Source organism: Sediminibacterium ginsengisoli (assembly GCF_900167075.1).
Taxonomy (GTDB): domain Bacteria; phylum Bacteroidota; class Bacteroidia; order Chitinophagales; family Chitinophagaceae; genus Sediminibacterium; species Sediminibacterium ginsengisoli.
Genome location: NZ_FUWH01000005.1, coordinates 139,299 through 159,665 on the forward strand (window position 1 = coordinate 139,299; position 20,367 = coordinate 159,665).

Below are 20,367 nucleotides of genomic sequence, written 5' to 3' on the forward strand. Positions count from 1 at the left end.
GATCGGGCAGGCAGTAGTGTTTGTTCCATTGCTCACCCAGCGGTTGCCAAGTGCGCTGTATGGATTATTATCATGTTCTTCTTTCTCCTGTGCTCCGGTATTATAGCCGCTGCCGGTTACGCAACGAAGATTACCGGTTGCAGCCCAATCGGCGTTAACAGGACAGGCGGTGGTGTTAAGTCCCAGATCTGTGATCCTCGACTGGTTAAAAGTTGGACTGTTGCGGTTCTCATCAACCTGCAGCTGTAATTGATGGCCCGTCAGATAAGAACCGGTACCTGTCTGGCAGGTAGCGTTGCCACTGTTCACCCAACTGGCTGCGACATTCACTTCCGAACAAGGCTGGGTGGAATCGCTGTAATAGCTGTAACAGATTTGTTTTAGGATATTACGATTTTCATCACGGATCAACACCAGCCGGTTGAGTCCATCATATTCATAATAGATCACTTTGTTGTTGGCATCGGTAGTGCTGGTAAGACCGATCAGTGGTTCATAGGTATAAGTGGTCAGGCGGGCATTACCGGGGTATAACCGCAGTTCATCTACATAGCCGCTGCCGCTTAATGTAACACTGGTAACACCTGTAAGGCTTTGCTGATACAACGTCCAGCCATTACGGGTAGCAACAGAAGTTCCTGCACTGCCGCCATTTACAGATGCGCTGCCGCTTTTCAGCCAGTAACTGAGTATATATGTTGTATTACTGTTTAACCCGCTGCGGCTGATATTGCCTGAACTTAACCGGTAATGATGATCACCCGTTACTGCTGTGAGATCTCTCGTAACACCAGATGCGCCGTATTGCCAGTTGCCTTTACCATCTGCTTCAAAGCTGCTGTAAGCAATTTCAGTTGCGGCAGCATTCGTGACAACTGCAACAGGATACTGATTATTGTACGACCAAAGGAAAGTCTGTTTCACATCATTGATCTTCCATTGGGCGGCAAGATTCAGTACGCTGTCGTATTCTGCCTGTGTTTGCCTGATATAGAAATCACCGGTATTAGCAAGAAAGCTGCTTTTCTGCAGATAATCGCTCACTTCCAGCTGGCTGCTTCCGGCAGGCATAGCCACGGTTGAACCCTGCGCGTCATTAAACAGGTTGTATTCATTGCGGGTAGCGCTCAGCATGAATTCATTGCTGCCGATCTTACGCACGGTATAACTTTCGATCACCGGATTCAATACATTATTCTCCTGCATCCAGTACATGGCTTTCTGCTGCGGAATGGTACTGGCGGCACGGGCAAGTGTAAGGCCGCGGTAATATTGCGCCAATGCGGTGTCGCGGTTTGCCCAGACAACCGAAGAAGCAGTTTTGAAATTTGTTTCACAATGAAAGGAATTAGCTGTTGCAGAGAACATGCCCGGATTACTGGAAAATGGCTGATACGGAATCAGTGCCGTAACAAGACTGTCATAGCATTTTCCATAATTGTAAGCTGCACGCCACCTGGCTGTAGAAAAGGCAGTATCAAGTGTATATCTCGAAGCAACGCCGGCCGGAAGATAATCCTGCGGATATTTCATATAAGTGATCAGCGAATCTCCAAAAGCATCCGCAGTTGCAATGCGGGTAGGATACCTATAAGAAGGATTATCGTAATAATATTTTTTGGCAACCCTGATCGGATTCAGGCCATTCGAATCCCAGGTACTGTCGATCACTTCATCCGTTCGCCGGTATGCCGATACATAACTAGAATTGATTACCGATCTGAATACTTTTTCCAGGCCATCAACATTCTGAGTTTGATCTGGTGTAGGCACGAGTTGGCAAGCCCAGGTATTAGGTGGATCAGGAGTACCAATTACATCCGTCAATTCAGCGCCTCCTCCAATAAAAATTTCACGCTGAATTGAAACCTCTTTATTAATCACCCGCTTAACAGGAACCAACGTCCCGCCCTTATAAGCTTTATCAATCTTTTGGTAGAGATAAATGTCTGGATTTTCATCTACAAAGTTTCTAAACTCGTACTCAGAAACACCTGCAGCAGAAGATGAACGATTCGTTTCGGTAACGTGCTGATAATAAAACGGAGTGCTCAGCAAATCACTTAACAAAGATGCAGGACCTGTTCGATACGTGATATTCGTAGTATTCTGCAATGCGCCGCATAGTACATTATTAACTACTACAGTACTGGAAGAAATACCATCAACATAAAAACTCAGCCCTGTGTTATAAGCATATTCTTTTACCAAAGCGGCACTGTCTGCATAAGCATTATCGAACATCGATATCTTCTTTACACGTAAACCAGGTCCATCATCGAGATTATTGCCATGTTGGTTTTTTTCATATTCAAACAATGTATAGCCTCCCGTTGGAAAGGTCATTTTCTTCAGCATATTTGTCTTGCTGGCCGATTCATTCACAGAACGATCGCCGGCAGTATAACGCGGATTATAGATCTCATCAGCTGTGAACATCATCCTGTTCTCATTAGCAGCTGCATTATAATACCCCCATTTGTCAATACTTCTTGCAACGTTGTGCCAGGAATACATATCGACCCCACTACCCAGGCCACCTTCATAATCAAATTTGTACCATTGACTCCTTGCCGTATCAAGTGCAGCATTGGTCAGCTCAACAGACCGGAGATTCAGCTTACTGTTCTGATAATCATGCTTCAGACGGAAAACCTTTGAAAATTTCGATCCTGGTTCATTACTGCTGACTTCGATAGATCCTATTGCAGATGATCCGCCATATATATCTGTTCTCGCTTCTCCTGCTGCACCAAATAAAATACGGGTGTTCTTATAGGTAATAGAGGTCAATAATTGGGTAGTGATTTGAGTGCCCACATCGGCTGTTTTGCTCCAGTTATGCACCGCACTCCCCATGGCTTCCACATTCTGAATGGTATAACTATCCGTCATCGGAGGTTGCTGCAGATAATTGTAATCTGCATAGTGATACTTTATCGTATCACGCAGATCCGCACTAATAACCTCGGTTATAAACCATGCAGATTTATGTGTCGGCAATGGCAAGGCGCCCTCCACCTGTGGCTTTGTGCTGGTTTCATATGCCTGGAAAGAATAACGGGTACCATTTTCTGCTGTGATAAGAAAGCCTTCGCCATATTTCTGGATACGGATATTCTGGTGCGGGAACATATAGGCCTGGCCATGCATCCAGATAAATTTGCCACTGAGCCCGTTACAGTTGAATACATACAGATCCGGTTCGGCATCAAACTGGCCATCTGCAATATGGCTTAACTCAACCTGCTTTCTTGTAAGCATATTGGCATCCGCGTAATCATCATACTGCTGTAACACATTACCATCTTCCTGATCTAATCTGCCCTTGACCATCCGGGTGATCACACCTTCCCCCTGCAAACTCCAGCCCAGGCCGTAACGGCTCGCTACCTCCATGGGTTTAAAACCGTTGAAATTATAGGTAAGCGCAACGGGTAAAGAAATACTCTTACCCTTGATCTCATAGATCGGCACACTGATCTGCGGCATACCTGTATATAACGTAACAGGCAAAGCAGTATTTTTAATGATGGCTTCTGCTTCCGGAGAATGCGGCACCATACTGTTATCCAGTTTCCCGAAAGCCGGAGGCTGATCTGAACCTGCCACCCCTCTTGCCGCGCTTTTTCCCGGACCGCTTTGCGAATAAGCATTGCCCCAGGTCAGCAGCAATACAATTAATGCATAATGCAAAATTCTTTTCCTGTTCATTTTACTTTTATTGGTCTGCATGTTTAACTCCTTAGTTTTTAAAACACATACCCCACCCTGAACTTCAGCGGCTGTGTTTTTGGCACCTGGCTGTAGCTCAGGAAATCCCAGAGCAGCTGCAGGTTACCGTTCTTCTTACCCAGTTTGTACTTTTTACTCAGGCCGATCAGCCCGCTCTTCTGCCACGCATTCAGATCCCGCAGCTGGTCAAGCCGCGAGAACTCCTGCTGGTAGTTGTACTCATAACCGCCGCTGATCCAGATACTGCCTTTCAGCTTTACATCCACATAACTGCGAAGGCCAAGTCCCTGGCTGCTGATGCGGATATGGCTGATATCTTTCCCCCAGCCCATCTTATATGAGGCACCGATACCGATCGTACTTTTGTCGTTCAGCTTATACCCTGCCGTTAAAGCGAGATCGCTGGTTACAGGCATCAGACCGTTCGGCTTCTGCGACTGGATGTTCACACCGTACTCCAGCCTTTTCCAGAAACTTTTCGTTTTCTGATTGTTGGGCTTGAAATCCGGGATCTCCATATCGCTGCTGCCGCCGCCCAGCTGGTTCACTTTGTCTTTCAGTTTATTCAGCTCGCCCTGCGCCTGCTGCATCTGCTGTTGCAGGTATTGCTGCGGATTCGCATTGTTGCCGATCTGCTGGCTCAGTTGCTGTTGTACGGAAGTTCTTGTCTGAAGCCCCGCGAGCGAACCGGGTATATTGGCATTGCCCGGCGCCCGGAACAACTGCGACAATTCACTGTTACGGCTCATGAAATCTTTAAAGGCAGGCAGATCGCGCAGGCGGCTTACTACCTGCTGCGCCAGTTTATCCGGATGGTTCAGCAGATCTTTGTATTCATTGAGTTGCTGCTGGTAATAGTATACTTCTTTGTTCAGTTTCTTCAGGTCTTTGACCAGGCCCAGTTGTTCCAGTTGTTCTTTCAGTTGCTGACGGCGTTCTTTGAGAAAGTGCTGTACCTGCACTGCATCCTGTAAATTTTTACCTGCCAGGCTTACGGCTGCAGTAGCTTTGGACAACTCTCCGCCGGTAATATTCTTCAGCGTTGTTCCCGGCTGATCCAGGAAGCGAAGGCTGGTTTTAAGGCTATCCAGTCCGGGTAAGTAAGTATTGAGATTGGGAACGGAAGATAGTGAATCACTACCTTTCAACTTTTGCTCCAGCTGACGGTATTGCTGTTCTGATCCGGCAAATAATTTTTTAGCTGCAGTACTATCCCTGCGGGCAAGTTTGCGCTTCAGCTTTTGTTCCAGCTTTTCAAAACGTGAAAGTGCGCGTTCCGCAGCACGGTCAAGCCCGGAGGAAAGCTGATCGTAATTTTTAGTAACGGAAGTTAAATGCAAACCGGTATGTGAGGCCGAATCGGCTACTCCGGCTGGACTTGTGCCCCCGGTCAACTGCTGTGCATGCAACGATCTGCCTTGCATGCAAGCCAATAGCAGTATGAGAAAATATCTCAAAGCTGTCAGTTAGTTTGGTTAAATAATGTTCTGGGGGGAACGCAACAAATATGTGCAATTTTATTGCTCCCAATCAAGAGATTCAATGCATTATTTTTTCCACAAAAGGTGTTGATTTCTTTCTTTGGTAAAATGATATATATATTCAAAATGCTGTCAATATTGAATTAAAATGAATTTTATTTTTATTTTTTACGTATAAACACGTTACCCGTATTCCGCTTTCTTTTTTAATAATAGGAATAAAGTATTCATTCTATCCGATTAAGCTGATTATGTTTTTTCATGACAGAAGTATCTTCGTTTGAAACACCATTCCGGCAACCTGCAGCGATATCTCATTTTTTCATCCATCCCACCCACTGACCGTTCAACACTTTCCCGCACACTTTTCTGCAACATTTTTCAAATCCTGAGTTCTTATAGAAAACCACTCTCATGAGAAACTGGATGACTGCTCTTTTTCTTTGCCTGTTTACAATAAATGGTATGGCCCAACAGCCTGGTACCATTAGCGGAACTGTGCTCGATTCTGTAACCCATAAACCTTTGACGCTGGTAAATGTGGCATTGCAGTCTGCTGCAGGTACTAAACTGAAAACAACGGTAACGACCGAGAAGGGACAGTTTGCTTTACAGGTTGCAACACAATCACCCGGCAGCCAGCTTGCCGTTTCTTATGTTGGTTATGATTCAAAACTGATCAGTCTGCCCGCTTCTGCCAGCGCACTCGGCGAGATCTTACTCGCTCCCGTTGCTGACCAGCTTTCTGGCGTGACCGTGACAGCACGCCCGCCACTCGTGAAACAGGAGATCGACCGGCTCACCTACGATGTACAGTCCGATCCGCAAAGCAAAGGCCAGTCCGCCATGGACATGCTGCGCCGCGTACCGCTGCTCACGGTAGACGGCGATGATAATATCCAGCTGCAGGGAAGTGGTAACTACCGCATCTTCATCAACGGCAAACCCTCGGCACTGGTAACCAATAATCCGAAAGATGTATTGAGATCTATGTCGGCCAGCATCATACAAAAAATTGAAGTGATCACTACGCCGCCTGCTAAGTATGACAGTGAGGGACTGGCGGGCATCATCAATATCATCACCACGAAAAAAACGGCAGAAGGTTATAATGGAACCGTTTCGCTGCGTCAAAACATACCGTTTGGCCCTAACATCAATATTAACGGCACGTATAAAAAAGATAAGTTCGGATTGTCAATGTATGGCGGAACAGGGATCAGTCCGATCACCACTACCGGGCAGGATAACCTGCGTGAAACCTTTGGCGCTTCGCCTTCCACATTGTTTCAAACCGGCACTTCCGGACGCAATAACAAGTTCGTGTATGCCGGCGGAGAATTGAGTTATGAGATCGATTCATTGCAGTTATTAACGGCCTCAGGGAATTATTTCCAGGGCCGGATCGAACAGTTTTTTGATCGCATGAGCACCAATAAAGACGTTTCTGGCGCCGTTCTTCAGTCGTACCGCCTGAGCAGCGAAGGCTATTACAGGAATAAAGGCATCGATGTGGGACTTAATTACCAGCTCGGTTTCAAACACAGAAAAGACCAGTTACTCACCACATCGTACCGTTATTCTTACTCACTCAATGAACAGGCGGCAGACATCCGGATAACTGATGTATTCAAATTCACCCAACCCAACAATACGCAGCGTAACGATGCCAACTTCAATGAGCACACGATCCAGGTTGATTATGTTCATCCCCTGAACAAAATAACAATGGAAGCCGGTGCCAAAGCTATATTGCGTACCATGAACAGTGATGCAACGGGACAGATCTATTCATCAACTGCCAACGGGTATATAAACGATCCGACACGTGCCAACCAGTTCCGTTATTCGCAGGATGTATATAGTATATACAATTCCTACCAGGCGAAACTTACCAAATGGACTTTCCAGGGCGGTGTACGGGCAGAACTGACCCGCATTGCGGCGGACTTTACATCTACCGCTACCCGGCTCAACCTGGAATACACCAACCTTGTACCAACAGTATCGGTCATGCGTTTGCTGGAGGAAGGCCGCACACTCACATTCGGGATCACCAACCGCCTGATGCGTCCGGGCATTACCATGCTCAATCCTTTTGTTGACAGGAGCAACCCGCAGATCATCAGCGGCGGTAACCCTGACCTGCGCCCTGTGATCAGTCATTTGTTTGAGCTGGGATATAATAAAGTGTATAAAAGCGGATCATTGAATACCAAACTGAGTTATATGTATACCAACAATAACATAGAATCGGTTACCAGGATACTGGCGGATACGCTTAGCCAGACTACGTTCGATAATGTGGGCCAGAGTCGTATTGCGCGCATTAATGTGGCAGGCAATTTTACCATCAACCCCAAATGGTCTGTGAATTTCAATACCGGTATTTTTTATGTGTGGGTCCGCGGCGTATACAACGGGAAATTTTTCAGCAATCATGGTCCGCGTACCAACACATTTGCCAATGCCACCTACAAACCGAACAGCATCTGGCAGTTTGGTGCCAGCGGCGGCTACAACAGGCGTTACGTGAATCTGCAGGGTGGCTCGAACGATTACTGGTACACAAGCTTCAGCGCTACCTGCAACCTGAAAAAATGGTCATTCTCGGCTATTGCGAATAACCCGTTCATGACACATTATTCTTTTACGATGTTTACCGCTACGGAAGATTTTCATCAATCCAACACATCACATATGATCTACCGTAATTTCAACCTGAGCGTGAGTTATAAGTTCGGGGGATTGAGCAGTGGCTTGAAAAAGAACCGCAGGGGGATTAATAATGATGATGCGGCGGGGGGTAATTAAAGAGTTGGTTTGTTATAAATCCGAGGTATTCGGAATTATTTAATAAATCTGCCAGTCTTTGCAGAGCTGCCTCTTTGGGTTCGGTACCCAGCGAAGCGAAGGTAATCGAAATGATGCACAGCACATTTCGACAGAGGCCGAAGAAGCGCTGGCGCAAAGACGAGGCCCAGCGGCTGAGTGACACGGATGACAGCATGCGCCTAAAGGTGGGAATTGATAAACAGCTTTCAAATAAAGAAATGCATGTTGCTGCGATATAACGTTATTGTTGGTCAGCGACCAACAACGGCGAGGAAATTAAAGAGTTGATTTATGATAGAATGAAATAATAAACGGATGAAATCTAAACATTATCCTCCTCCCCCTTCTTATTCTTATATCTTGCATTAATATACATATCCGCGTTCTTCAGCACTGCATTCACAAAGATTACCAGCGCGGTGCTGATGAATGCTTCGGCAAAATAACCACCGGCAGCAATACAACCCACCGCAGAAGCGCACCAGATGGTTGCTGATGTGGTAAGGCCATGGATATTGGCACCCTTATGCATGATCACGCCCGCGCAGATAAAGCCTACGCCGGTTACCACCTGACCGATGATACGCGTCACATCGCCGCCGAATTTGGTCACCACTTCGTAAGACATCAATATGAAGATCGCCGAGCCCAATGCCACGAGGCTGTGCGTCCGCATGCCCGCTTCTTTCCGGTTGACCTGTCTTTCCAGGCCGATCAGCAACCCGCATACCAATGCTACACATAACTTAAGCGTAAATTCCTGTACAACCATGATTCAATATTATAAAGTTTGACAAATCAACGCTTTTATTTGAGCCCGATCTTTTTCTGGATCTGCCAGTAATGCCCGTAAGGATCGCGGAACATACCCTGGCGGTAACCATAATCATAATCCTGCGCCGGATCGATTTCAACAGCGCCTGCAGCTATTCCCTTCTGCATCATTGCATCCACATCCGGAACAAACAGGCCGATGATCGATGTAACCGCCCCCAGTTTTGACGGATCCATGATCGCAGTTGAGCTCATGGTCTCATGCACATGAAAGATCGCACCATCAAGCTCCAGTTCCGCAACGTGGATCGTGCCGTCATCGTTGCGGAAACAAAAGATTTCTATTGCGCCCAGGTTGATATAAAATTGTATATCGGTTTGCCCTTTAGGAATATACAATTGTGGAGCGAAATGGGTTGATGCTGATGGGTTTGACATTTTCAGTTTATAGTGCGTATTATAAAAAAATGATTATCGTTCAGAAGATATAACCCTGAATTTACGATCCTGCCTTCACATTCAATAGCAAATCTACCGGTATTTGCAGAAACGGTTCTTTGCGTTCTGTACCGTATATACAACATGGCTTTTACAGAGATTGAGGGAACGAGACCTCATGGTTCCGGCGACACAGTAGAAAATCTGCCAGCCTCTACACAGTCCGGGTTAATACGGTAATTGTTTGCCTTTTTAGCTTAAAAATCAACTATAAAGCTTACTTTCATTCTTAGTAATGATAATCAAATCATGATATTGTTGCTTTTGACTATTAAAAAATAGCTCCGTGGCCAACACATCAATGATTGAAGATATCATTATTGCCGACGATGACAAGGAAGAGGTTTTTATTTTCACACTTGCACTGAACGATATCTCCATCAAAGTTAAAATCAGGCATGCGCAGGATGGCAAAACCCTGTTCGACATGCTCAGGCAGCAAATCCCCGATATATTATTCCTGGATATTATGATGCCTTGTACTGATGGCATTTCCTGCATACGTGAAATCAGGCAGGATTCACGGTATGACGAAATGCCTGTTATTATGTTAACAGCCGCGCGGCAAGGCTCTTATATAGAAACAACATACAGGTTAGGTGCTAACTTATTTATCAGAAAGGCTGATTCTATTGCAGATCTGGCTGAAAAAATCAAAAAGGTATTCTCTATTGACTGGAAAAGCCAAATGGTATATCCGCCGTTAGCAAACTTTGTATTGTAGTCCCCCGGAGTTATTAACAACTCCGGCCATCCACCCGAACTAAAATCAGTTTCAGCCTGTTTTCTTACATAAATAAGATCCTGACAAATGTCATTCCATGTATAGCAGAAGGACGAATCGGCCTTTTAATACCTCAACCGTTATTGGTCGCCTGAGCGGATGATTGCACCTGTCTGAGACTGAAATGTACAATCAACTTTAGAAATAGCAAATGCGTGCTGCGCTGAGTCCCCTTCGGGAGACATCAGCGAGAGAAGAAAGATGAGGCCGGCGTTCCGAGCAACCGCAAGCAATGAATTTAAAATGGTTAGAGAATTAAGAGTCTTCCGCAGACCCGGGGTCTCCTGACCAACAATCAGCTTCCCGTTCAGAAAACCATTTTTCCCATCTTTTCAGCTCAAATTTTAAAATCCCCCTTACAATTTCTAATTTTGCCGGATGAACCTCTCTCCGTTTAATGACGCAACCCGGCCCTGGGAATCAGCAGAACACGATGTTCTTACTGAAACTGCGCAATCGTACAGCCTTATTGTATGGAACGATGAGGTGAATACATTCGAGTGGGTGATCGAAACACTGGTCACCATCTGCGGCCATTCGCACGAGCAGGCCGAACAATCTGCCATTCTCATCCATTTCAAAGGTAAATACGCAGTTAAAAAAGGCGATTACGAAACACTCAAACCCATGTGTGATGCCATTACTGACCGCGGTATCGGTGCCACGATAGAAGCCATTGCCGATTAATTCCGGCTGATACAACTCATTTCTCTTACCCGCAGCAGCATATGCCACTTTACGCACTCGATGATCAGATCTGGTTTCCCCCGGTGCATGAAGCGCTGGAAGACGGTTTACTGGCCATGGGCGGCGATCTGGGCCTAGAAAGATTACTGCTGGCTTATCGTTGCGGGATATTCCCCTGGTTTGATGGTGATATACCGCTCTGGTGGAGCCCCGACCCCAGGTTTGTCCTTTTCCCGGAAGAGCTGAAAGAAAGCAAAAGCATGAAAGTGCTGCAACGGAAAAATAGCTTCCGGTTCACTACCAATACTGCTTTCCCCGATGTGATCGCCGCCTGTAAAACCCAGAACAGAGAAGGCCAGGATGGCACCTGGATCACAGATGAACTGGAAACTTCCTTTAACGAATTACATCAACTTGGTTATGCACACAGTGCGGAAGCATGGCAGGGTGATGAACTGGTGGGTGGACTCTATGGTATCAGAATGGGTAGACTATTTTTCGGCGAGAGCATGTTCAGCCGTAAAAGCAATGCGAGCAAATTTGCCTTTATACAATACGTAAAACAACTCCAGCAGGAAAATGTAGCGCTGATCGATTGCCAGGTCTATACCGCACATCTTGAAAGCCTCGGCGCCCGCATGATCTCAAGAACTGAATTCATCAATATGCTGGAGAAAAATTTATAACATCAGCTGCCCCGCCTGTAACCATACATCACTTCCACATCCCGCACAATCTGTTCCATGGCCGCATCCTTACCCGCAGCATCATAACTCTGCCTGAGATTACTGCCGAATACAAGCGCCACAGTTTGCCAGAATGCCGCACTTACCAGACCTTTATACTCTTCTATGATCTCGTAACAGTTGTTACCGGTTTCGCGGTTGATGAGCTTCATCAATACCTTACCCTGGTAAATCGATAATTGTGTGAGTTTGTCGGTAAATTCTTTCTTGAGTTCTTTCTCTTTCGAACGGATGATGGCTTTTCGCTGCTTTTTATCGGTCACATGCTCCAGCCTGCTGTTGATATCATTCATGATCCGGCTGGCTGCTTTGGCATAAGGATAGGTTACATAGACCGCGTTGCGGAGCCTTGTCCAGTCGGCCCAGTAATTCCGCCACTTACGTGTCAGCTTGCCAATCACTTCAACACCCGGCAGAATACTCTGGCCGATCGTATCGCCTTCGGGCGTAATATAGGCGTATACTTTCACCGTATCGTACGGGCCTTTTGCCTGCGCGCCGGCAGTTGTACAAAAGCAGCTGCATGCAATTGCTACACATAATATTACAGGGATAATATTTGCCCGGCCAGGTTTCACTTCGGTTAAAATTAGGGATTCTGCCCTATTAATAGCCGCTGCAATGAAAAAGTAACCCGCGTTTAATCTTTCGCTAACAATTCCCGGCAAAACCAGTGCTGTTTAAATAGACCTGAGCCTGCTGCTGCCGGTTTTCTTTACGCGTTGCACGATCGACATCACCAGGCCGGTTACCATTACAAGGATCCCCAGCCACAATACGTTGATCATCGGAAATTCATACACTTTCAGCGTAATCAGGTCGGTAATGGCCCCGCTTTCCTTCACACCGATCTCCAGTTTGCCTTCTTCCTGGTTGATCACTTTATTGAATTTGAGTACCAGGCTCTGTGAGATCACCGTATCTGTAATGGCTCTCATATCCGCGCCTCCGTCGTGCAGTGCAATACCCGGCGAAACAGGATAACGCCTGCCGTCTTTGGAGATCACGGTCATGTCGAGGAACAATGCCGTTTCATCATCATGGTATAATGCTTTTTTATCTGCAGGATTCTTGATCACTTTATTGAATACCAGCATACCATTACTGTAGAATGCCGTATCGCCCGCTTTCATTTCGCGGTTGCGGAACCCGGTAGTGTCTTCACCCGTATTTTCCTGGAAAGAAGTGATATAAACGAATATATCCTTATACCAGTAATGCCTTGCCGCCGGGTTTGCCGCAAAACCTTCCATTCCCTTATTGTTCTTGATCACATCCGGGTACAGTTTGAACTGTTCGTCGCCATTTTTCCCCTTGAAATCGATCTCGAAATAACGTTTGCGGTCTTTTTCATTAATCGTATCCTGGGTATAGGTTACCATGTATTTACCCATATCGGTAGCTACACCTTTGAACAGGGTAATATTTTCAGCGGGATTGCCGGCCGGGTTATTCCTGTCTTTCGGATCGCCCTGCAGCGGCGTTACACCGGTTGTATTCCAGCTCAGTACCGTTTTTTTACTGCTCGATATCAGGATCCCTACCAGCACCATACCGAAACCGATATGCGCTACAGAAGCGCCGGCTGCCTTGAGCTTACCTTTCAGTCCCAGCCAGATATAAGCGCTGTTTGCCACCACCGCGTAAACAGCTGCGAAAATGGCGAGATGAATCGCTACCAGGAAGCCTGGTCCTTTTTTATCATACCCCACCTGCCCGAAGCCGCTGATCATAATGCTGATCAGCACTGCGATCAATGTAGGCAGCCAGATCTTCTTACCGAAGAAGGCCTTAGGCGTATCCTTGTATTTGAAATATTGTGAAACGGCTGTCAGCACGCCGATCACTACCGCTACAAATACCTGGATCTGGTTATGTGCAAACTCCGGATCTTCCGGCGGTGCGATATTGGTCCCGAATAATTTATTCACTACCGGTGTAGAGGTCTTTGCAATGATCACCACGCCCGACAGGAATAATACCAGTGCACCGATGAACATCCAGAACTCACGGCTGTAGGTATTCTCCTCTTTTACGATTGACGGGATCGTTTTATAATTCCTGAAGAACAGGAAGAATGCCGGCAGCACAAATACCAGTACAAACAGCAGCAGCTGCGTATTCATGCCGAGATCCGTAAATGCGTGCACCGAAGTATCGCCCAATATTCCGCTCCTGGTCAGGAACGTTGAATAAAGGATCAGCGAGAATGTAATAATGTAGAAGAAATAAGTGGGACGAAGCGAATAACCACTGTTCTTATAGATCAGGTTGGTATGCAACCCTGCCACCAGTGTCAGCCATGGCACCAGCGATGCGTTCTCCACCGGATCCCATGCCCAATAGCCGCCGAACGACAAGCTTTCGTAAGCCCATGCAGCACCCATCATGATACCGGTTCCAAGCACCGCAGTTGAAAACGATGCCCATGGCAATGCCGGTTTCACCCACTCATGCTTTTTGCTCATCAATCCTGCGATCGCGTAAGCAAAAGGTACAATGGTTGATGCAAAACCGAGGAACAGTACCGGCGGGTGGATCACCATCCAGTAGTTTTGAAGTAAGGTATTCAGACCCGTTCCGTCTTTGATCAGGCTCAGGTATTCCGGCCTGCTGAAGATCGGACCATCCATCTCGTTCCTCAGAAGCGAGAACGGGCTGCTGCCTACTTTCGTTCCGAAGAAATAGATCCCGAGCAGCATGGTTGCCAGCGTGAACTGTGCAAAACTGATCACCGTCATTACACCTGCCTCCCAGTCGCCCGCACGTTTGATCAGTACCCAGCCCAGTACACAATGCCAGAAGCTCCAGAGCATAAAGCTTCCCTCCTGACCTTCCCAGAAACAACTCAGCAGGTATTCCACCTGCAGGCTGCGGTCGCTGTGTGAATAAGCATATTTATACTCGAACAGGTGGTTCGAAATGATATAATATAAAGTAAAGAACATGGCAAGCACGCTCACGGTTTCCACGAAAAATGCCACCCGCGCCATGCGGATCCAGCTTTGCTTTTCTGCAGGTGCCAGTATTCTTGATGCTCTGAAATAAGCGATCGTTGCTACAATGGATGCTACGAGTGAAAGGATCGCAAAAAAATGTCCTGTTTGTCCGGGTAGTAAATGTTCTCCAAGATACTTCATGTACGCAGGTGCTTTTAGGATACAGAGAACCGGCTGCTTGCAGTGCCGGGATCGGGATCTGAATTAGTTGTTGGATGCCTGCAGGTTATTCTGCATGGCTTTGGGATCGTCCTTGTATTTGGAAGGACATTTCAGCAGGATATCCTTGCACTCGAAATGATCTCCCTGTACTTTTCCCTTCAGTACCAGCCGCTCGCTTTTTTCCATATCGGTTGGCTTATTACTGTGATAAATGACTTTAATGCTGTGACCAAGCGTATCTATCGCTGTAAAACTCAGGTAATTGGGATTCTTAACGGCGTCGTATTCAAGCGGCTTTTCTTTATCCAGCTTCGCGATCAGATTCACGAATTTTCCTTCTTTCTGCTTAGCCGAAGCGATGGTTTCATAAGTGGTAAGGTCGCCGGTATAGCTGATCAGTACAACAATGGCAGCGGCAATCATTACGAGCAGTACAATGTGCAATTTCTTCATTTGGCCCCTTTTAGGCTGCAAAAGTACGTCTTAGTTTGATGTTTAGGCCCTGTTATGCGAAGTTTGATAAATTTAACACCCCGCTCATCCAAACCCCAAAGTTTAGCCTAACTTTGCGCGCTGTTTGCAAATCAGCATTGTCATGGCAGATCTATCGAATTTCGACCCCAACGCCGTCGGAAATCCCAACAACAACATTTTCGGTCTTCCTTTTACGGAAGCAGATGCACGCCTGGTGATCTTACCCGTTCCCTGGGAAGTTACCGTCAGCTGCGGAGCCGGTACGGCCCGCGCGGCCGACCATGTGTTCAAATGCAGTACACAGGTGGATCTCTACGACAGCGACATGCCCGATGGCTGGAAGCAGGGATTCTATATGAAGGAAACCGACAAACGCCTGCTCCTTAAAAGCGATTACCTGCGCAAGGAAGCCGAACTGTATATCGATTATATTTCCAAAGGCGAAGCGATCGAGAAGAACAAGTTCATGTGTAAAAGCCTGAAAGAGATCAACGAAGGCGGCGTTTACATGAACCAGTGGGTATATGAACAGTCGAAGAACCTGCTGGCAAAGGGTAAACTGGTAGGGCTGCTTGGCGGCGACCACAGCATTTCACTCGGTTTTATGAAGGCACTGGCAGAAAAACACGGCGATTTCGGCGTACTGCAGGTAGATGCACACTGCGATCTGCGCAAAGGTTATGAGAATTTCACTTATTCACATGCGTCTGTGATGTACAACGCACTGAACGAAATACCCGAACTCATCAGGCTGGTACAGGTAGGTGTAAGGGATTTCTGTCAGGAAGAATGGGATCTTGTATGCAACAGCAACGGCCGGGTGCTTACCTATCTCGACCGCTGGATCAAGGAAAAACAATACGAAGGCGAAACCTGGAAACGGATCGCGGAAGATATCATAGAGCAGCTGCCGCAGAAAGTATATATCAGTTTTGATGTGGACGGGCTCGACAGGAAACTCTGCCCCAATACCGGCACACCGGTCCACGGAGGCTTCGAAAGCGAGGAAATACTTTATCTTTTCAAAAAAATAACTGCGAGCGGCCGTGAGATCATCGGTTTCGACCTGGTGGAAATAGGCATCGGCGCAACGGACTGGGACAGTGTGGTGGGCGCACAATTATTATGGAGGATGTGTAACCTGCTGATGAAAAATCAACAGCCGAAAACCACTGCTGCAGATCACTAAGAATGAAAACCTACGATTATATCATTACGCTGAAGCAGCGAAGCACGAAGCTGGCAGACAGGATCAGTCTTTTCATGCTCCTGCTGGCAGTATCCATTTTTCTGTTTACACTTCAGGAACCCGCACAGCAGAAAAATTATTACTTACTTACTATCATAGCGCTGATCGCGGGCTGGTGTGTGTACTGTTACATCCAGCGTAAAAAAGGACAATATCCTTATTACAGGCTGGCATTGATCTTTGCCTCCGCAGGATGGTTCAACCTGCCGGACGGTACTATCCCGGGTATCGTTTACCTCGTGGCCGCACTGGTGGAAAAACAGGTAAAATTCCCGCAGGAAATAGGTTTTGACAACGAAGAGATCATTTTCAACAGTTTACCCAAAAGAAGGGTGAGCTGGTCTGAGCTGAATAATGTGGTATTGAAGGACGGATTACTGACGATCGACTTCACCAACAACAAATTGTTCCAGAAAGAAACATCCACCACAGTGAACGCGCGTACAGAACAGGAATTTAACGACTTTTGCAAAGCGCAGCTCATTGCCGCCAGGCAGTAAGCGAATAAATCTGATCAAGGAATAGAAACAATATGGCATTAACACAATCGCCTTACCTGATGTATTCAGACGGCAACGGTAACATTTTTGAGGATACCAGCCTTTATGTAACGGGCCGGGCGGGCTGGGATGCATTTCCCATCCCGGAGGAAGACTGGATAGAGTTGCCCGAAGGTGGTAATCTTTACGAACTGCCGGGCCGCAGGGGCATTGGCATAGACGTGGAGACAGGTGAAATGCGTATCTGTGAAAAAGGCTGGGCTGTAGCAGCATTCATTCCGCCGGCGCATACCGGGCTTTATATCGCGGCTTACGAAACATTACCAGACGCACCCACTTTACCGCTGTTCTGTTACACGGCCGCAGGCTGGCTGAACGAAAAGACCTATGTTCCGGCAGTAAGGATAGAACAGGATATCAGGCAGGAATGTGCCGGTTATGACGACAAACTGATCAAATCAGGAACAGAACACCTGTTAGAGACCTACCCGCACAACAGGCTTGTAAAACACCTGATGGAAACCTGCTGTATGACATACCACTGCCCTGCAGCCAGGAATTTTTCCATGTCGCGCTGGGAATGCCCGGTACCAACATCGCCGGCATGTAATGCAAACTGCATCGGCTGCATTTCATTCCAGCCGGAAGAAGAAACGATCGTATCCACACAGGACCGCCTTACTTTTAAACCAAAGGCAGAAGAGATCGTGGAATTTACCGTACCGCACCTGATGGAAGCGCCCTTCCCGATCGTGAGTTTTGGCCAGGGTTGCGAAGGCGAGCCATTGCTGATGTGGGAAACGATCCGTGAATCCATCATCGAGATCAGGAAGCATACACCACGCGGCAGCATCAACATCAACACCAACGGATCCAAGCCGGCGGCAGTTCAGGCATTGTGCGAAGCAGGACTGGACAGTATCCGCGTGAGCACCAATTCTGCCCGCAAACATATTTACGAACCCTATTACCGCCCCAACAATTACCGTTTTGAAGACATTATTGAAAGTCTGAAAGTAGTGCGGAGTTTCGGAGGCTGGGCAAGTATCAATTACTTTGTATTCCCGGGCATGACAGACAGCGAGGAAGAATATGAAGCATTGCGCAAACTGATCATAGACACAGACCTTTCCATGATCCAGTGGCGGAATTTCAATATCGATCCAGACTGGTATATGGGAAAGATCGGCGTGAATGAGACCGGCGATATGCTGGGCATCAAACAGCTGATGAGCCTGATAAGGGAAGAGTTCACCAACCTGAAATTCGGTTATTTCAACCCGCCGATGGAACGTATCAGAGGCGATTATAACAAAGACTTTGCAGGCGCCATCTGACACCGGTATTACCTCCAGATCCCAGCTTGCCGGTGTGATGCTGGCATTAACGGCCGTGATTATCTGGTCGGGAAATTTCATATTGTCGCGCGGCGTGATCAGTAAGATCGGGCCGGTGAGTTTTGCTTTTTACCGCTGGCTGCTCGCCTCTCTTTTGATTGCACCATTGGCCTGGTCGCAGTTGCGCGCAGCATTCAGGTTTTTCCTGCAAAACAAATTTTATCTCTTTGCGGTAGCGCTCACAGGAATCGCGATATTCAATACCTGTGTGTACATCGCCGGACATCATACATCTGCCATCAATATGGCACTGATCGGCACAACATCTTCACCTGTATTCGCAACGGTAATGGCGGTTGTTTTTCTGAAAGAGCGGCTGACTTTTGCGCGTCTTGCGGGAATGCTGCTTTGCCTTTCGGGTATCCTGCTATTGCTTTCCGGCGGCAGTCTGCAGCAACTGGCTGCGTTTCGTTTTTCACGTGGCGATCTGTGGATCCTTGCCGGTGCATTTGCCTTTGCTGTATACAGCATACTTGTAAAACGCAAACCGGCAACATTACCGCCTGTTGCATTTCTTTTCGTTGTTTTTGCACTGGGTACTTTTTTACTGTTCCCCTTTTATCTTTATGAAAGCCATTATACGCCGGCAACAGACTGGAGCTGGCCGCTCGGAGCAGCTATTTTATATGTGGCGCTCGGCGCATCAGTGATCTCCTTTCTCTGCTGGAACAATGCCATACAAACGCTGGGAGCAACAAGGACCGTGCTCTTCGGCAACCTGATCCCGGTGTTCAGCACACTGGAAGCGGTAGCACTGCTGCACGAAAGCATCACGGCGATCCATATTTACAGCGGCATACTTGTTATTGCGGGGATCATCATAGCGAACCGCAGGACTAAAACATAACGATGCAGAAAACACCTCCTTATATCTTACCAGTTATTGTACTAGCCCAGTTTGCAGGTACGTCAACCTGGTTTGCGGGCAATGCCATATTACCGGGCATACAACAGCAATTCCGGTTACCGGCGAGCCTGCTGGGGAATATGACCGTTGCGGTGCAGTTGGGTTTTATCAGCGGAACATTACTCTTTGCGATCCTCATGCTCGCTGATCGGTTTTCACCGGTAAAGCTATTCCTGGTCTCTTCACTGGCCGCAGCCTTATTCAACCAGCTGGTGATCTATGCAAACGGAAGTATCCCTTTACTGCTGGCATTCCGTTTCATGACGGGTTGCAGTCTCGCCGGCGTTTACCCGATCGGGATGAAGATTGCGGCCGACTGGTTTGCAGGCAAGCTCGGCAAAGCCCTTGGACTACTCGTGGGTGCATTGGTTGCAGGAACAGCGCTGCCTTATCTTGTAAGAAGCGGTTCTTATGAATTACCCTGGCAGCAGGTGGTTACCTTTACCAGCCTGTTCGCTGCAACGGGTGGATTACTGGTAGGGATTTTTGTAAAGGACGGCCCCTTCCGCATAAAAGGCAGCGGGTTTCAGCTGTCTGTATTCAGGAGCCTGTTCCGTGCGCCAAAGTTCAGCGCAGCGGCAAGAGGTTATTTTGGTCATATGTGGGAACTGTATACATTATGGGCATTCACGCCGGCCCTGCTGAGTTTATATAATGAAAAGCATGGCACTACCCTGCCGGTAGCACTTACCAGTTTTTTCATCATCGCCGCAGGCAGCATCGGCTGTATGGCCGGCGGTATCCTTGCGCAGAAAAAAGGAAGTGCAGCCATTGCTTTTGTTGCACTGGCCGGATCGGGATTTTTCTGTTTATTACTGCCGCTGCTTTTCCTTGCACCACCTGTTGTTTTTATATCAGGCATGCTTTGCTGGGGAACACTGGCGGCGGCAGATTCGCCTCAATTCTCGGCACTGGTTGCAGGAAATGCAGAGCAGACACATAAGGGAACGGCGCTGACACTGGTAACCAGCATCGGCTTCGCCATTACCATTGTAAGCATCAGGCTGATGAACGAACTCTGGTTCTCGCTTACCACATCCCATTATCAGCAATGGTTGTTCTTACTGCTTGTGCCCGGACCTGTATCAGGTTTACTGAGCATGAAATCACTGTTTGCGCGAAAAGATAAAGCATAGCGG

General features: G+C 47.3%; 16 protein-coding genes. 9 read left to right on the forward strand and 7 right to left on the reverse strand.

Going from position 1 to position 20,367, the window contains the following annotated elements; all coding sequences use genetic code 11:
* Window positions 1-3,714, reverse strand: a 3,714-nt coding sequence (locus B5D42_RS10450) for an RHS repeat domain-containing protein (protein ID WP_217698812.1), incomplete at its 3' end; no start/stop codon positions are given.
* A 38-nt stretch (window positions 3,715-3,752) separates the two neighbouring features.
* Window positions 3,753-5,159 carry a hypothetical protein gene (locus B5D42_RS10455; protein WP_078831453.1) on the reverse strand — a complete coding sequence of 469 codons (1,407 nt, stop codon included), beginning with the start codon at window positions 5,157-5,159 and terminating at the stop codon, window positions 3,753-3,755.
* A 471-nt stretch (window positions 5,160-5,630) separates the two neighbouring features.
* Here B5D42_RS10455 and B5D42_RS10460 point away from each other — a divergent pair, with 471 nt between their 5' ends.
* Window positions 5,631-8,030: a TonB-dependent receptor gene (locus B5D42_RS10460; RefSeq protein ID WP_078831454.1), complete on the forward strand. Its 2,400-nt coding sequence runs from the start codon at window positions 5,631-5,633 to the stop codon at window positions 8,028-8,030.
* Window positions 8,031-8,373: 343 nt separating this feature from the next.
* Here B5D42_RS10460 and B5D42_RS10465 read toward each other — a convergent pair whose 3' ends face one another.
* Together B5D42_RS10465 and B5D42_RS10470 are read right to left on the reverse strand one after the other, a co-directional pair.
* A complete protein-coding gene (locus B5D42_RS10465) occupies window positions 8,374-8,823 on the reverse strand; it encodes an MgtC/SapB family protein (protein WP_078831456.1) in 450 nt (149 codons plus the stop codon).
* Window positions 8,824-8,858: 35 nt separating this feature from the next.
* Window positions 8,859-9,263 carry a VOC family protein gene (locus B5D42_RS10470; RefSeq protein WP_078831457.1) on the reverse strand — a complete coding sequence of 135 codons (405 nt, stop codon included), beginning with the start codon at window positions 9,261-9,263 and terminating at the stop codon, window positions 8,859-8,861.
* 346 nt (window positions 9,264-9,609) lie between these two features.
* Between B5D42_RS10470 and B5D42_RS10475 the strand changes: the two genes are divergently transcribed.
* The 3 genes from B5D42_RS10475 to aat all read left to right on the forward strand — a co-directional run bounded on the left by B5D42_RS10475 (window position 9,610) and on the right by aat (window position 11,480).
* Window positions 9,610-10,047, forward strand: a complete 438-nt coding sequence (locus B5D42_RS10475) for a response regulator (RefSeq protein WP_139367104.1) — start codon at window positions 9,610-9,612, stop codon at window positions 10,045-10,047.
* Window positions 10,048-10,485: 438 nt separating this feature from the next.
* Complete coding sequence (locus B5D42_RS10480; RefSeq protein ID WP_078831459.1) at window positions 10,486-10,794, forward strand: ATP-dependent Clp protease adaptor ClpS; 309 nt, start codon at window positions 10,486-10,488, stop codon at window positions 10,792-10,794.
* 41 nt (window positions 10,795-10,835) lie between these two features.
* The gene (aat, locus tag B5D42_RS10485) at window positions 10,836-11,480 is read left to right on the forward strand and encodes a leucyl/phenylalanyl-tRNA--protein transferase (RefSeq protein ID WP_078831460.1); all 645 of its coding nucleotides are present in this window, start codon (window positions 10,836-10,838) and stop codon (window positions 11,478-11,480) included.
* A gap of 2 nt (window positions 11,481-11,482) precedes the next feature.
* Here aat and B5D42_RS10490 read toward each other — a convergent pair whose 3' ends face one another.
* The 3 genes from B5D42_RS10490 to B5D42_RS10500 all read right to left on the reverse strand — a co-directional run bounded on the left by B5D42_RS10490 (window position 11,483) and on the right by B5D42_RS10500 (window position 15,154).
* A complete protein-coding gene (locus B5D42_RS10490; RefSeq protein ID WP_245825646.1) occupies window positions 11,483-12,118 on the reverse strand; it encodes a DUF4294 domain-containing protein in 636 nt (211 codons plus the stop codon).
* Between the two features lie 102 nt (window positions 12,119-12,220).
* A complete protein-coding gene (gene ccsA / locus B5D42_RS10495) occupies window positions 12,221-14,680 on the reverse strand; it encodes a cytochrome c biogenesis protein CcsA (protein WP_078831461.1) in 2,460 nt (819 codons plus the stop codon).
* Between the two features lie 63 nt (window positions 14,681-14,743).
* Window positions 14,744-15,154: a cytochrome c maturation protein CcmE domain-containing protein gene (locus B5D42_RS10500; RefSeq protein WP_078831462.1), complete on the reverse strand. Its 411-nt coding sequence runs from the start codon at window positions 15,152-15,154 to the stop codon at window positions 14,744-14,746.
* Window positions 15,155-15,296: 142 nt separating this feature from the next.
* Between B5D42_RS10500 and B5D42_RS10505 the strand changes: the two genes are divergently transcribed.
* Genes B5D42_RS10505 through B5D42_RS10525 form a run of 5 tightly spaced genes read left to right on the forward strand, consistent with a single transcriptional unit; the run spans window position 15,297 to window position 20,364 of the window.
* Window positions 15,297-16,364 carry an agmatinase family protein gene (locus B5D42_RS10505; RefSeq protein ID WP_078831463.1) on the forward strand — a complete coding sequence of 356 codons (1,068 nt, stop codon included), beginning with the start codon at window positions 15,297-15,299 and terminating at the stop codon, window positions 16,362-16,364.
* A gap of 2 nt (window positions 16,365-16,366) precedes the next feature.
* Window positions 16,367-16,924 (forward strand): hypothetical protein, encoded by a 558-nt coding sequence (locus tag B5D42_RS10510; protein ID WP_078831464.1) that lies wholly within the window; start codon window positions 16,367-16,369, stop codon window positions 16,922-16,924.
* A gap of 32 nt (window positions 16,925-16,956) precedes the next feature.
* On the forward strand, window positions 16,957-18,261 hold the full coding sequence (locus B5D42_RS10515; RefSeq protein ID WP_078831465.1) for a radical SAM family protein: 1,305 nt from the start codon (window positions 16,957-16,959) through the stop codon (window positions 18,259-18,261).
* On the forward strand, window positions 18,245-19,168 hold the full coding sequence (locus B5D42_RS10520) for a DMT family transporter (RefSeq protein WP_139367105.1): 924 nt from the start codon (window positions 18,245-18,247) through the stop codon (window positions 19,166-19,168). The genes B5D42_RS10515 and B5D42_RS10520 overlap by 17 nt, the downstream gene beginning before the upstream one ends.
* Window positions 19,169-19,170: 2 nt before the next feature.
* Window positions 19,171-20,364, forward strand: a complete 1,194-nt coding sequence (locus B5D42_RS10525) for an MFS transporter (RefSeq protein WP_078831467.1) — start codon at window positions 19,171-19,173, stop codon at window positions 20,362-20,364.
* Window positions 20,365-20,367 lie beyond the last annotated feature (3 nt).